Source organism: Lactobacillus sp. M0393, assembly GCF_016102025.1.
In the GTDB taxonomy this organism is placed as follows: Bacteria; Bacillota; Bacilli; order Lactobacillales; family Lactobacillaceae; genus Lactobacillus; species Lactobacillus melliventris.
Window position 1 is genome coordinate 56,973 of record NZ_JACFPK010000005.1, and the last position, 14,168, is coordinate 71,140.

The 14,168-nt window shown below is 37.7% G+C and carries 11 protein-coding genes; all 11 read left to right on the forward strand.

Going from position 1 to position 14,168, the window contains the following annotated elements; all coding sequences use genetic code 11:
• The first annotated feature begins 1 nt into the window (after position 1).
• The 11 genes from mfd to lysS all read left to right on the forward strand — a co-directional run bounded on the left by mfd (position 2) and on the right by lysS (position 14,154).
• Entirely contained in the window at positions 2 to 3,496 is a 3,495-nt protein-coding gene (gene mfd / locus H3R29_RS05045; protein ID WP_198202730.1) for a transcription-repair coupling factor, read from the forward strand.
• An 8-nt stretch (positions 3,497 to 3,504) separates the two neighbouring features.
• Entirely contained in the window at positions 3,505 to 3,747 is a 243-nt protein-coding gene (locus tag H3R29_RS05050) for an RNA-binding S4 domain-containing protein (RefSeq protein ID WP_198202729.1), read from the forward strand.
• Positions 3,748 to 3,822: 75 nt separating this feature from the next.
• On the forward strand, positions 3,823 to 4,200 hold the full coding sequence (locus H3R29_RS05055; protein ID WP_181413672.1) for a septum formation initiator family protein: 378 nt from the start codon (positions 3,823 to 3,825) through the stop codon (positions 4,198 to 4,200).
• Positions 4,200 to 4,565, forward strand: a complete 366-nt coding sequence (locus H3R29_RS05060; RefSeq protein WP_198202728.1) for a S1 RNA-binding domain-containing protein — start codon at positions 4,200 to 4,202, stop codon at positions 4,563 to 4,565. Before H3R29_RS05055 ends, H3R29_RS05060 begins: the two co-directional genes overlap by 1 nt.
• Positions 4,555 to 5,811, forward strand: a complete 1,257-nt coding sequence (gene tilS, locus H3R29_RS05065; protein WP_198202727.1) for a tRNA lysidine(34) synthetase TilS — start codon at positions 4,555 to 4,557, stop codon at positions 5,809 to 5,811. The genes H3R29_RS05060 and tilS overlap by 11 nt, the downstream gene beginning before the upstream one ends.
• An 86-nt stretch (positions 5,812 to 5,897) precedes the next feature.
• Positions 5,898 to 8,153, forward strand: a complete 2,256-nt coding sequence (gene ftsH / locus H3R29_RS05070) for an ATP-dependent zinc metalloprotease FtsH (RefSeq protein ID WP_198202726.1) — start codon at positions 5,898 to 5,900, stop codon at positions 8,151 to 8,153.
• 46 nt (positions 8,154 to 8,199) lie between these two features.
• Positions 8,200 to 9,075 (forward strand): Hsp33 family molecular chaperone HslO, encoded by an 876-nt coding sequence (gene hslO / locus H3R29_RS05075; RefSeq protein WP_198202725.1) that lies wholly within the window; start codon positions 8,200 to 8,202, stop codon positions 9,073 to 9,075.
• A 69-nt stretch (positions 9,076 to 9,144) separates the two neighbouring features.
• On the forward strand, positions 9,145 to 10,731 hold the full coding sequence (locus tag H3R29_RS05080; RefSeq protein ID WP_198202724.1) for an ABC transporter ATP-binding protein: 1,587 nt from the start codon (positions 9,145 to 9,147) through the stop codon (positions 10,729 to 10,731).
• Between the two features lie 101 nt (positions 10,732 to 10,832).
• Entirely contained in the window at positions 10,833 to 11,459 is a 627-nt protein-coding gene (locus tag H3R29_RS05085) for a histidine phosphatase family protein (RefSeq protein ID WP_187156668.1), read from the forward strand.
• A 112-nt stretch (positions 11,460 to 11,571) separates the two neighbouring features.
• Positions 11,572 to 12,609 (forward strand): tRNA dihydrouridine synthase DusB, encoded by a 1,038-nt coding sequence (gene dusB, locus H3R29_RS05090; protein ID WP_198202723.1) that lies wholly within the window; start codon positions 11,572 to 11,574, stop codon positions 12,607 to 12,609.
• The gene (gene lysS / locus H3R29_RS05095; protein ID WP_103752357.1) at positions 12,610 to 14,154 is read left to right on the forward strand and encodes a lysine--tRNA ligase; all 1,545 of its coding nucleotides are present in this window, start codon (positions 12,610 to 12,612) and stop codon (positions 14,152 to 14,154) included.
• Positions 14,155 to 14,168: the final 14 nt, after the last annotated feature.

Consider the following 14,168-nt stretch of genomic DNA (forward strand, 5'->3'; position numbering starts at 1 on the left):
AATGCGTTTAACTAACATTATAGAAAAAGATCATGATCTGATAAATTTTATTGCTAATACTAGCAACACCAAAAATTCTTTGATCACCGGAGCTAATGCCGGTGCTTTTGATTTGCTTTTGTGCCAAATAGTTGAAACTTTAAAAAAGCCGCTAGTGGTTTTTGAAGAAAATGAAAACAAGGCCCAAAAACTATATAGTGAACTTAATGCAATTATGCCTGAAGACAGAGTGCAAATTTTTCCAGTAGATGCATCGATAGCGACTCAAACGGCAGTTACTTCGCCTGATGAATTAAGTAGTCGTATTCAGGCGCTTAACTTTTTGCTGAGTCAGAACCAGGGCATCGTGATTACTACTCCGCAGGGCTTACAGTATAAATTGTCTAAACCGCAAGAATACCAAGCAGCAAGACGGGAGTTTGAGCCCGAAAAAGAATTTGATTTAGCTGAACTGACTAATTGGTTTGTGCAGGTAGGCTTTCGCCGCGAAAATCTGGTAGCTAAACCTGGCGAATTTGCATTACGAGGAGATATTCTAGATGTTTACCCACTTGACCGCGAAAATCCTGTCAGAATTGAATTTTTTGGTGACGAAATTGATACTATAAAAGAATTTGATTTAGCCAGTCAACGCAGTCAAAAGCAGATTGATAAAATAGTCGTTACTGCTGCTCAAGATCGCGTTTTTGCCGCTGATAATTTTAAACGTGCTGCACAGAAGATAGCAAAAGCTATGGCAGATTCTCCTGCTGGTGAAAAGGAAGTTAAGGAACATTTTGCGGAGTCCTTAGACGAATTAAATAGCGGTTCATTACCTCAAAACTACACTTTTTTAACAGACTTTCTGATTGATAATCCTGATAATCTCCTTGATTATTTAGCAAGTTCTGGCTTGGTTCTGCTTGATGACTGGCCGTTAATTGAGCAGGCTGTTAAAACAGTAGATGAACAGAATGCCGGTTTTATTGCTGATGAACTAAAAACTGGTGCTATGATACCTGGCCAACAGCTATACAGTGACTTTCATAGAAATTGGGCGCAAGATAAACATAGTCACCTTTATTTTTCATTATTTCAACGCAGTATTGGTCGCGTTAAGCTAGGGCAATTATTTGACTGGCAGACAAGAGAACCTGAGCAGTTTTTCAGTCAGATGCCTCTTATCAAGTCTGAAATAGCATCATATCAGAAAAAACAGCAAACGGTAATTTTGCAGGCAGATAATAATAAGAGGGCAAAACAAATTAGTCAGACGATGGCTGAGTTTGGCATGGATGTGGCAATTGTTAAGCCAGATGACCTAGTCGAGAAGCAAACGCAAATTGTGGTTGGCGAGTTTGCCAGCGGCTTTAATTTACCCAATAATAATCTGGTTTATTTAACTGAACGAGAACTTTTTAACAAAGTAACGCACCACAGTCGCCGTATTAAAACCATGGAAAATGCCCAAAGACTGCGCAGTTATACTGAATTGAAACCAGGCGACTATGTTGTTCACGTTAATCATGGAATTGGCCGCTTTGAAGGTATAAAAACTTTAGAAAATAATGGTGTCAAAAGAGACTATATTACTATTACCTACCAACATGGTGATCAATTATTTGTTCCCGCTGACCAGCTGAAATTAGTGCAAAAATATGTTGCTTCTGAAGGCAAAAGACCACATGTTAACAAGCTAGGTGGTAGTGAATGGGCAAAGACCAAGAGTAGAGTTCAATCTAAGGTCGAAGATATTGCCGATGAATTAATAGATTTGTATGCCAAAAGAGAAGCGGAAAAGGGCTTTGCTTTTTCAAAAGACGATGATTTGCAACGGCAGTTTGAAGATGCTTTTCCTTATGTCGAAACTCCGGACCAACTGCGTTCAATTAAGGAAATCAAACATGACATGGAACAAGAAAGGCCGATGGACAGGCTACTTGTGGGTGATGTTGGCTTTGGTAAAACTGAAGTAGCCTTAAGAGCAGCGTTTAAAGCGATTGAAGATAACAAGCAAGTTGCCTTTTTGGTACCTACAACAATTTTGGCACAGCAACATTATGAAACTATCCATGACCGGTTTAAAAATTTCCCCGTCAATTATGCTGTTTTATCCCGTTTTCAAACTCCAGCTGAAGCCAAAAAAATTACTGAAGGTTTAAGAAATGGCAAGATTGATCTAGTGGTTGGAACGCATAGATTATTGTCAAAAGATGTTAAGTTCAAAGACTTAGGCTTACTCATTGTTGATGAAGAGCAAAGATTTGGCGTAAAGCACAAAGAGAGGCTTAAAGAACTGAAAACCAACATCGATGTTTTAACGCTGACTGCAACACCGATTCCTCGTACGCTGCACATGTCAATGATTGGTGTGAGGGATTTATCAGTTATGGAAACCCCGCCATCCAATCGTTACCCGATTCAAACCTATGTAATGGAACAAATACCAAGCGTTGTTAAGGAAGCCTGTCTGCGGGAAATTCAGCGTGGAGGACAAGTCTTCTATTTGCATAATCGTATTGGTGATATTGGTGATGTTGTGCTGGAACTCGAAGCTCTCATGCCTACAGCCAGGATTGTCAGTGTTCATGGCCGTATGAGTAAAAACCAAATGGAAGATATTCTGTATCGGTTTTTAAATAGAGAATTTGATATCTTGGTTACAACTACCATCATTGAAACCGGAATAGACATGCCGAATGTCAATACCATGTTAATTGAAAATGCAGATCATTATGGCTTAAGTCAGCTTTACCAGTTGCGTGGCAGAATTGGTCGTAGTGCTCGCTTGGCGTACGCTTATTTTTTATATCAGCCCAATAAGGTTCTGACAGAAATTGGAGAAAAAAGGTTGGATGCCATACGTGATTTTACCGAACTTGGATCAGGATTCAAAATTGCTATGCGTGATTTGTCAATTCGTGGAGCTGGCAATATGCTTGGAGCAGAGCAGCATGGCTTTATTGACAGTGTCGGGTATGATCTGTATTCACAAATGCTTTCTGATGCAATTAAAAATCGGAAAAACAAAAAGAAAGTCAGAAAGAGCAACGCTGAAATTGATATGGGACTTGAAGCATACATTCCAGAAAAATATATTAGTGATCAAGAAGAAAAAATCGAATTTTATAAGAAAATTAAATCTGCCAGTCCTGCTGATATCGAGCAAATTAAAGATGAGTTAATTGATCGCTTTGGTAATTATCCTGAACCGGTCGAAAATTTACTGGCAATTTCACAGTTAAAGGCTGAAGCAGATTTAGCACAGGTCAGAAATATTACCAAAATTAATAACCAGCAGGTAAAAGTTGAATTTGGATTAGAAGCTTCAAAAGAATTACAGGGACCTAATATTTTTAAGGCTCTTGAACATGTTTCATTTAAAGCAAAAATCAATCTTTCTCCGGCTAACAGGCTGATTGTGTTGTTGGAACTTCCTGATAATCTGCATCAGAGACAATTGTTTACTAATTTAATTACTTTTATGACAGCTGCCAGTGATATTATTCAAAGATAGGAGAAAAAATGAGAATTGATAAATTTTTAAAAGTTTCCAGACTAGTTAAAAGGCGTCCGATAGCTAAAGAAATGGCTGATCAGGGTCGAATTAAGGTAAATGATCACGTGGTTAAATCCAGTTATGGCGTTAAGATTGGCGATATTATCGAAGTAGGTTATGGTTCTAAACAGGTAAAAGCTAAGGTTTGTGCAATTAAAGAAACTACTAAAAAAGCAGAAGCCAGTGAATTATATGAATTAATAAATTAGTTTGGTCTTTAATGACATTTATAGGTGGTCTTGTTATAATTAAAATAGTATTTGTTTTTGGTAGTAGAGGTCAAAATTATGAACGGTCCACGTATATACAATTCAGTTAGCCCGGAGGAGCAACTGGCTCGTCTGAAGCGTAAACAAGAAAAAAGAGCAAAAGAAGTCCACCGTGTAAGACGTAATCGCATTGTTGCGTTTTTCGTTGCTATTTTTGCGTTTTTAGGAGTACAGATTGGCGTTACGCACTCTCAGACAGAACATATTAACAGTCAAGTGCGGACTTCTAAGAAGGAATTGAAGAAAATAAATAATCAAAAACAAGTTTTATTAGCTAAGCGCAATGACTTGAAGGATAGTGATTACGTGGCTAAACTGGTTCGTTCTAAATTTTTGTACTCTAAGCCAAACGAAACAATTTACAATTTACCTGAAGGAAAAAACAATAATTAATGAAATATCAAGTTGGACAGAGAGTTACAGGTATTATCAATAATATTAATGACTTAGGCATCTTTGTCACTCTTTCTCATCATCAAACAGGGCTAATTCATCATAGTGATTTTAACAATAATTGGTTGCGGGAAAAGAATAATTATCGTGTTGGAGAACAGATTCGCGTAGTTGTCCTTCATAATTATAAAGGCAAAATCGCCCTTTCAAGAATGAGGGTTAATGATCCGGATTTAATTGATCATACTAACCCTTTTTCTAATACTAAAATGGCAGATTTTACCAAGACTTTAACGCAAACTGTGAATGATGCCCAAAAAGAAATAAAAAAATTAGAACAAGATTTGGTCAGTTATGCGGATTGATGACTTTTTTAAGATAAATCATTTGCCGCTGGCTGCTAAAACCCTTGTAGTTGCAGTTAGTGGTGGACCAGATTCATTAGCTTTATTGGACTTGTTATACCAAATAAAGGAGCAATACCGTTTTAGACTGCTGGCAGCTCATTTGGATCATCAACTTCGGCTTGACTCTTTTAAAGAAGAAAAAGTAATTTCTGCATATTGTCAAAATAAAAGTATCGAGTTAATTAATGAAAAATGGCCTAAATGTTTACAACCTATAGTTGGCGTTGAAGCTGCTGCCAGAAAATATCGTTATGATTTTTTAGTTAAAATAATGCGCAATTATCAGGGAGATTATTTACTAACGGCACATCATATGGATGACTTGCTTGAAAATATTCTACTTAAATTTATTCGCTCTGGTAATCCTAGTGAAATGAACAGCTTGAAGGCAATTAGCAAAATGCAGGGAATGACTTTGCTAAGGCCCCTTTTGAATATTCAAAAAGCTGATTTATTAAAATATGATAAAAGGAACCACATACCATACGTAATCGATCAAACTAATAATGAGGACGATACTTTGCGCAACAAGTTGCGTCATCATGTGATTCCTTTATTAAAAAAAGAAAATAAGCAAATTGGTCAAAATGCTCTTAGATTTAGTAAAGAGGTTAGTTTGCTAACATCAATCGTCGATGAAAGATTTGCTCAGTTTGACCAGCCGAAAAAGTTTTTAAATGTAGCATATCGTCTAAAAACTAGTGCTCTCAAACAATTGAATAGTGAGCAAAAGCAGGCTTTTTGGCAACATTTTATATGGCAGACCTGGCAGGAGCGAGTCAATCAAAATTTGGCGAATTATACGTTACTTGTTTATCAAGGCTTTTTTTATCTTTTTAAACAGTTGCCAGCTAGGCCAGCAAATAAAGAAATTATTCTCGATCAAGTATTTTCATTTAATAAGCGTAAATTTTTGCTTTCTTTAAAAGCAGACAAACCCTATAAATTGCTTGGAAGTTTTGGGGCAACTAATAAAAAGCAATTAACCACAGGGTCAATTTTACCCGGAACAAAGCTTTTATTAAAAGATGGCAGCCATGTAAAGAGCAAGAAAAAGTTTGCTCAAAGTGGTATTCCGAATATATTGCGGCCATACTGTTTGACTATTTATGATGGTGATAAAGTGGTTTTCATTGAACAGACTTATTCTAATCAGCAAGTGTGTTCTGGTGAAAAATGCTTTTATTTATATGAAGATAATTGATAAAAATTTTTAAATTATTAGAGTACAGATGAAATTTGTGATAAACTTTTATTCGTATATCTCTAGAAACTTTGCGGAGGTTTTATATGAAAAATAACCGGAATCGGCTGTTTTCAAACGGTTTATTCTATATAGTTGTTTTCCTGCTTTTAATAGGAGGAATCAACTGGGCAATTGGCGGATCAAATAATTCTGGTAGCAGTGAGAATATTAGTTACTCTGAATTTGTAAGTGATTTGCGTAAGGGAAAAGTTAAAAACTTTAATGTTCAACCTGCAAATGGTGTTTATACTGTTTCAGGTAGCTATAAAGAAACACAAGAAAGTAAAAACCAGTCAGATAGTAATTTTGATTTTTTTAATGGCAATTCAGGATCAAAAGTAACACGGTTTTCCACTACGATGCTACAAAATGATTCCAGCGTATCCAACGTGCAAAGACTAGCTCAAAAGAGCGGTACTAAGATGACGACTCAGGGTGAGTCACAATCTGGAAACTGGATCTCGACTATTGTCATGCTTGTGCCGACCATTCTTTTCATAGTTATGCTTTGGATGATGGTCAGTCAAAGTGGCGGAGGCCGAGGCGGCAACGGCGGAATTATGAATTTTGGTCGTTCTCATGTTAAGCCTGAGGATCCCAAGAAGAATAAAGTGCGCTTTTCTGATGTTGCCGGCGAAGAGGAGGAAAAGCAGGAACTGGTAGAAGTGGTTGAATTCTTAAAGAATCCGGCTAAATTTACCAAGTTAGGCGCTAAGATACCTTCAGGTGTTTTACTTGAGGGTCCTCCGGGTACTGGTAAGACATTGCTGGCTCGTGCCGTAGCGGGAGAAGCAAATGTTCCTTTCTTCTCAATTTCAGGTTCAGACTTTGTTGAAATGTTTGTCGGTGTTGGTGCCAGTCGTGTACGTGACTTGTTTACTAATGCCAAGAAAAACGCACCAAGTATTATTTTCATAGATGAAATTGATGCTATTGGGCGCAGACGTGGTGGTAATGCCAGTGGCGGCGGTAACGATGAACGTGAACAGACTTTGAACCAGTTGTTAGTTGAGATGGACGGCTTTGAAGGCAATGAAGGCGTTATTGTTATTGCAGCTACCAACCGTTCTGACGTATTGGATCCAGCTCTATTGCGGCCAGGTCGTTTTGACAGAAAAGTATTAGTTGGTACACCTGATGTTAGAGGCCGTGAAGCTATTTTGCGCGTTCACGCTAAGAATATGCCTTTGGCCGATGATGTTGATTTAAAGGAAATTGCTCGTCAAACACCAGGTTTTGTTGGTGCAGACCTAGCTAACTTACTTAATGAAGCTGCACTGCTAGCAGCCAGACGAAACGGTAATAATATTACTGCTGCAGATTTGGATGAAGCTGAAGACCGTGTCATTGCGGGTCCTGCTAAGAGAAACAGTTTGATTTCTCAAAAGGAAAGACGCAGAGTTGCCTTTCACGAGGCTGGTCACTCCATTTGTGGTTTAGTGCTTAGTGATTCAAGAACGGTGCGTAAAGTTACTATCGTGCCTCACGGCAGAACAGGTGGCTATAACTTGATGTTGCCTAAAGATGATCAGTTCCTGCTAACCAAGAAGCAGTTAATGGAACAAATCGTTGGTCTGATGGGTGGTCGTGCTGGTGAAGAGGTTGTAGTTGGAGACCAGTCAACAGGTGCTTCTAATGACTTCGAACAAGCCACACAGATTGCCCACAGCATGGTGGTTAATTACGGAATGACTGACTCATTAGGAATGGTGGAACTTGAAAAAGAGGGCGAAACTAATCCTTATGGTTTTAAACCGTATAGTGAAGCAACTTCAGCTAAAATTGACGAGGCGGTTAAGAAATTACTTGATGAGGCCCACGCTAAAGCAGTTGAAATTGTTAAAAACAACCGTGAAAAACATCGCATTATAGCTGAAGCTTTACTTAAGTATGAAACTTTAGATGAAAAGCAGATTATGTCTCTGTACACAACTGGCAAGATGCCTGAAAAAACGGAGCAAGAATATCCAAGCGAATCCAAAGCATCAACTTATGAAGAAGCTAAGGCTGCTGCTGAAAAGAAAGAAAACCAATCGCAGAAGAAAAATACTGTAAATTCCGAAAAGGCGCAGGAAGAAAGAGATGTCTTTCTAGAGTCACCCGCCCAAAAGAATGAGGAAGCAGAAGAAAGTAATCCTGAGAATCCAGAAAAAGCTGAATTCCCCAAAGAGTCTGAGCTAGATTCAGAAGAAAAAACATCTGATTTTAAATCTTCTGAGTCAGAAAAGGATTCTGTGGATCAGCAAGATTCAAAGGATAATGATAATTCACATAGTGAAGATGATCATCCTCAAGAATAATAATTAATAGGGCCTACTTTAGGCTCTATTTTTTTAGGAGAATAAAATGAGTGATTATTTAATTAAAGCAATTGATAAGACTAAAAATTTACGTTTGTTAACGATTACTGCCAAGGATTTGGTTCAAGAAGCACAAACCCGGCATGATACTTGGTCAGCTTCTTCCGCTGTTCTTGGACGTACTTTGCTCGCGGGTGTTTTACTGGCAGGAGCAGAGCTCACAGATAAGGAAGAATTGACGATCAGACTTTTGGGCAATGGTCCAGTAGGTCCAACGATAGTCACAGCCAAATCAGACTTAACTGTTAAGGGTTATGTTAAAAATCCCCATATTGCTTTACCACCAAAAGAAAATGGTCATATTGATGTTAAAAAAGCCGTCGGTGCAGGATGGCTTGAAGTTACTAAAGATTTGGGCTTAAAAGAGCCCTATACGGGTCAAGTACCTATTGTTTCTGGTGAGATTGCAGAAGATATTGCATATTATTTAACCAAATCTGAGCAGATTCCTTCGGCTGTTGGCTTGTCAGTTTTTGTTAATCCCAATAATACTATAGGTGAGGCAAGTGGATTTATGCTGCAAGCATTGCCGGGTGCTTCAGACAGTTTAATAACTAAGACTATTGAACGAATCAATAAGTTGCCAGCACTTTCTAGTGCTTTTTTGACTGGTTTGACTCCTGAAAAATTGGCAACTATGATTCTCGACGATGACTGTAAGATTTTAGAAAAAGATGAAGTTGCCTTCAAGTGTGATTGTTCTAAGGAAAAGTATGGTAAGATTTTAGCAACAATGAAGAAAAGTCAGCTTGAAACCATGATTAATGAGGATCACGGAGCAGAATTGACCTGTAGTTTTTGTGGTAATAAATACCACTATACAGAAGATGAATTAAAAGCAATTTTGACTAAAATTAATTAATAAGTTATTGTCATATAAGTGATAAGTATGTTTTATTCATTTTAGTTAAAATTTTGAAAAGGAAAGAAAATGGTTGGGAAATATTTACGACAGGTAGCTGATAGAATTGGAATACTAAAAATAGTATTTTTTGGTGTGTTTCTTTTTGTCGCCTATGCCGTGTATTTTGCACAACCATATTTAATTACTGCATTATTTCAAGCCCATTTAAGTACAAATTTGCAAATATTGTTAGTCCTTGCTCTTGCAGTCTCATTGATGATGATGCCGTTAATAAACAGTTGTAATAATTCATTTATTCAGGCTGTAAGAAAATTTTCTAAACAAATTTTATGGGAGTCAATTGTTAATAAGCCTTTTAGCTACTTTTCTGATAAGCCAGTGGGAAAGGTTCAAAGCTACATTAAAGATGTTTCATTTGCATGTCGAGAGTTGGAGCAATCCGGCCTGGAAGTAATAGTGCAAATGTCTGTCATGCTTATTATGTATACAATAATGTTAAGTCTACAAAATATCTTTGTCGGTATTTTGTATTTATTATTCTTTATTAGTTATATGTTGATTTCGGTGTGGATGGCCAGACGAAATAGGGATAATGTAGCTGCATCGCTTAAAAGTGCTTCTAAAGTCAACGAATATATCATTGATTATTACAGTAACATTGAAACGATTTTATCAACTAATTCCAAAGACTTTGAAGAACGGAATATGGATAAAATATTGAATGGTGAACAAAAGACTTTTATCAAAGTTCAACGAATTACTAACGAGGCATCTCTGTTTCAGCAATTTTTAATTGTGATTTTGGCTTGCATTATTACGGTTTTAGGGCAATTTTTAATTGGCACTAAAGAAAATCAAGCACTCTCTTTGATCCTCATTCTGCTATATTCTATTGTTAATTTGTCTGGCTTTGGTACCCAGTATTTAGCGATTGAAGAATTTCTCAACAGAATTCGTTCTGGCCTCTCGGAATTAGAGTACGGGGAAAAATCAACTGAGCATCCATTACCTGTTCAATTCGATTCAAATAAAAAAGCAATAATCTTCAAACATCTCAGTTATTCTTACAAAAAGAAACAAGATGTTTTTAAAGATTTGAACTTAGAGTTTAAAAAAGGCAGAATAACCGCACTTGTAGGACCTAACGGCACTGGTAAAAGTACGTTACTTAAACTGTTAACTGGTTTTTATCAGCCACAAGCTGGTCAAATTATTTTGCCTTTTGCCAGTAAGCCACAACTTATGTACTTGCCGCAAAATGCACAATTATTTAACCGCTCAATTATGGAGAATATTTGCTACCCCGATAATAAAGTTTCACCTGATATTTTGCTAAAACTGATTGAAGAAATCAATTTAACCACCTTGATTCATTCTGTTACCGATTTAACCAATAAAACACCAGGAGACTTTAAAAATAAAATATCTGGTGGTGAAAAACAAAAGATTTTGTTTTTAAGAGCTATTGTTGCGAAACCCCAGATTTTATTATTAGATGAATTTACCAGTAACTTAGATGAAAAGACTATTACTATTGTTTACCACATGATCAAAAAATATTTGCCAGGGACTACTATTATCAGTGTCGTTCATCGTTTTGAAGAATTGCAATATTATGACGAAGTGGTGCGACTAGAGCAGAATTATAGCTAAAAATCATGCCCACTTTTTCGGCTTTTCTAGAGATTAAAAGTGCGGTTAGTACCAACTTTGCTATAATGAAAGAGTTGAATGAAAAGTAAAGGAGAAAATAAATGCTAAACGTATATATAGTTCGTCACGGCCAAACGGACACTAATAAAACTTTTGGTATAAATGGCTCAGGAACTAACTTACCATTAAATGAAACAGGCAGACAACAAGCTGAAAATTTACGCGACAGTTTTGACATTAACAAGATTGATTATGTATATTCCAGTCCTTTAAAAAGAGCGCGTGAAACAGCAGAAATTTTAAACCAGGGTAAACATGAGATTTTGATTGATGACCGTTTAACCGAAATGAATTATGGCAACTGGGATGGTAAAGATGTTCACGAAATAATTGCAAAGTATCCTCAAGTATTTGATGAACTGGGTTATTTCAAAGAAAATTACAGTGATTATTGCACCGGTGAAACCTACCAGCATTTGGCAGACAGACTAATGGATTTCTGGCATGACCTAATTAATAATCATGAAAATGAGTCGGTTTTATTAGTGTTTCATGGCACTGCTTCTCGTTCTCTGGTCCAGAATGTTTTGCAGATACCTAAAATTGCTTTGGTTGGTGAAATACAAAATGCTGGTGTAATTAACATTTCAGTTGATGAAGCTAGCCAAAAACCGTTTTTGCGTTATTATAATAGAGTTGCACCTGGAAAATTTTTTATCGAAAAGTAATTAAAGATTGATATAGATATCAAGGGTTAACTTTTTGTTACGAAAAGTACCATGAATTTTGCTTATAGAATCCTTTTTGTTATGATGTTAAAGTATTTGAAAGGATGATTTGGTGAATAATAGCTGGAAAATTCGCGAAATAACCATCCCAAACCGGGTTGTTGTAGCGCCGATGGCCGGAGTATCGAATTCGGCTTTTCGGATGATTTGTAAGAAATTCGGTGCCGGCTTGGTTGTGTGCGAGATGATTTCTGATCATGGAATCATTTATCGTAATAAAAAGACAATGTCGATGATGCAGGTTGATCCGCGTGAACACCCAATGAGTATTCAAATTTTTGGTGGTACAGAGGAAACACTGCTTGAAGCGGCACAATATATTGATCAACACACGGCGGCTGATATTATTGATATTAATATGGGGTGTCCGGTGCCAAAAATTACTAAGACCGATGCAGGGTCGAAGTGGCTTTTGGATGCTAACAAAATTTATCAAATGGTGCACGCCGTAGTCCAAAATGTTTCTAAGCCCGTTTCCGTTAAAATGCGGATTGGTTGGGATCGTAAGCATATTTTTGCGGTTGAAAATGCCTTGGCTGCCCAAGAAGCGGGTGCCAGTATGATTGCGATGCACGGCAGAACGCGGAAACAAATGTATGCCGGTGAAGCAGACTGGGAGACGCTTCATGAGGTAGCTCAAGTACTTGACGTGCCATTTGTTGCTAACGGCGACATTACAACACCTGAACTTGCTAAAAAGGCCTTAGATGAAATTGGCTGTACCGCCGTCATGATTGGCCGCGCTGCTTTAGGTAATCCGTGGATTGTCAAAGATATGGTGCATTATTTAGACACTGGTGAAAAGCTCGCACCTCAGACGGTTCGTGAGCGGGTAGCAACTGCTAAACACCAGTTGAAGGGCCTAGTAGATCTTAAAGGTGAAAAAATTGCTGTCCCAGAGTTTAGGCAACAAGCAGCATATTATTTGAAGGGAATTCCCCGTTCAGCCCGTACTCGTGCTAAAATAAATGAAGTTTGGACGGCACAAGAGGTTTATGACTTACTTGACAATTTTGTTGAGGACTACGAAACAAGGCAAGCACAAAAGGCTGCTAGAAGCGAAAATAGAAAGATAATGGAGGAAAAGTAATTGGCTAAAAGTGAAATGAACGACCAATTAATCGTTCGCCGCCAAAAAATGGAAGAATTACGCGAAAATGGGATTGAGCCATTTGGCATGAGAAAATTTGATCGGCAAGATTTGGCTCGAACTTTAAATGAAAAATACGCACAAGATGATAAGGATGAGTTAAATAGCGAGCTCCCTAAGACCAAAGTTGCTGGCAGAATGTTGGCAAAAAGAGGTAAGGGTAAAGTTGGTTTTGCTGATCTTTATGACAGAACTGGTAAGATTCAGATTTACGTTCGTAAAGATATCGTCGGTGAAGAAAACTACCAGATTTTCAAAAAATCTGATATTGGTGACTTCTTAGGTATCGATGGCGAAGTGATGAAGACCGATACTGGTGAATTAACCATTCGGGCTTTGCACGTAACTTTCTTATCTAAAGCTTTACGGCCTTTGCCAGATAAATACCATGGTTTGAAAGATGTTGAACAAATCTACCGTCAACGTTATTTGGACTTAATTACTAATCACGAAAGTTATGAACGTTTTGTTAACCGGACTAAGATTATTCAAGCAATCCGTGATTTCTTGAATGGTAAGGACTTCTTGGAAGTTGAAACGCCAGTTTTACACAATATCCCTGGTGGTGCTGAAGCTCGGCCATTTATTACTCACCACAATGCTCTTGATATTGACTTATACATGAGAATAGCACTTGAATTACCTCTTAAGCGCTTGATTGTCGGTGATATGGAACGGGTTTACGAAATTGGTCGTGTGTTCAGAAATGAAGGTCTAGATACTCACCATAACCCAGAATTTACTGAACTGGAAACCTATGCCGCATACTGGGACTTCCACGATGTGATGGATGAAGCAGAAGGCATTATTCGGGCAGCTGCTAACGTTGTTACGGATGATGGTAAGGTAACTTACCAGGGTACCGAAATTGATCTTGGCAAGCCATTCCGTCGTGTTCACATGGTTGATTTGATTAAAGAAAAAACCGGCGTTGATTTCTGGAAAGAAATGAGCGTTGAGGAAGCAACTAAGATTGCTGAAGATCATGATATCAAGGTGGAAAGCTTTTGGAAGGTTGGTCACATTATTAACGCTTTCTTTGAAAAATACTGTGAAGAAACAATTGTTGACCCAACCTTTGTCTATGGTCACCCAGTTGAAATTTCACCACTGGCTAAAAAGAATGCTGATGATCCTCGGTTTACTGATCGCTTTGAAATCTATATCATGGGTGAAGAATACGGTAATGCCTTTTCTGAATTGAATGACCCAGATGATCAACGTGAACGGTTTGAAGCACAAATGGCAGAGCGTGAAGCCGGTAACGATGAAGCTGATATGATTGATGAAGATTACTTGCGGGCAATGGAATACGGAATGCCGCCTACAGGTGGTCTCGGCATCGGTATTGACCGTTTGGTAATGCTTTTAACTGATGCACCAGCAATTAGGGATGTTTTACTCTTCCCAACAATGCGTCCTGAAAGAATTGAAGACATCGAACGCGAAGTTGAAGAAGACATGAAAAAGAAAAAAGATAATTAACATAATATGTCTGT

Bases quoted from the DNA above. Each gene is read 5' to 3' on its own strand.
- mfd (WP_198202730.1), top strand. From the start codon at position 2: ATGCGTTTAACTAACATTATAGAAAAAGATCATGATCTGATAAATTTT.
- H3R29_RS05050 (WP_198202729.1), top strand. From the start codon at position 3,505: ATGAGAATTGATAAATTTTTAAAAGTTTCCAGACTAGTTAAAAGGCGT.
- H3R29_RS05060 (WP_198202728.1), top strand. From the start codon at position 4,200: ATGAAATATCAAGTTGGACAGAGAGTTACAGGTATTATCAATAATATT.
- tilS (WP_198202727.1), top strand. From the start codon at position 4,555: ATGCGGATTGATGACTTTTTTAAGATAAATCATTTGCCGCTGGCTGCT.
- ftsH (WP_198202726.1), top strand. From the start codon at position 5,898: ATGAAAAATAACCGGAATCGGCTGTTTTCAAACGGTTTATTCTATATA.
- hslO (WP_198202725.1), top strand. From the start codon at position 8,200: ATGAGTGATTATTTAATTAAAGCAATTGATAAGACTAAAAATTTACGT.
- H3R29_RS05080 (WP_198202724.1), top strand. From the start codon at position 9,145: ATGGTTGGGAAATATTTACGACAGGTAGCTGATAGAATTGGAATACTA.
- H3R29_RS05085 (WP_187156668.1), top strand. From the start codon at position 10,833: ATGCTAAACGTATATATAGTTCGTCACGGCCAAACGGACACTAATAAA.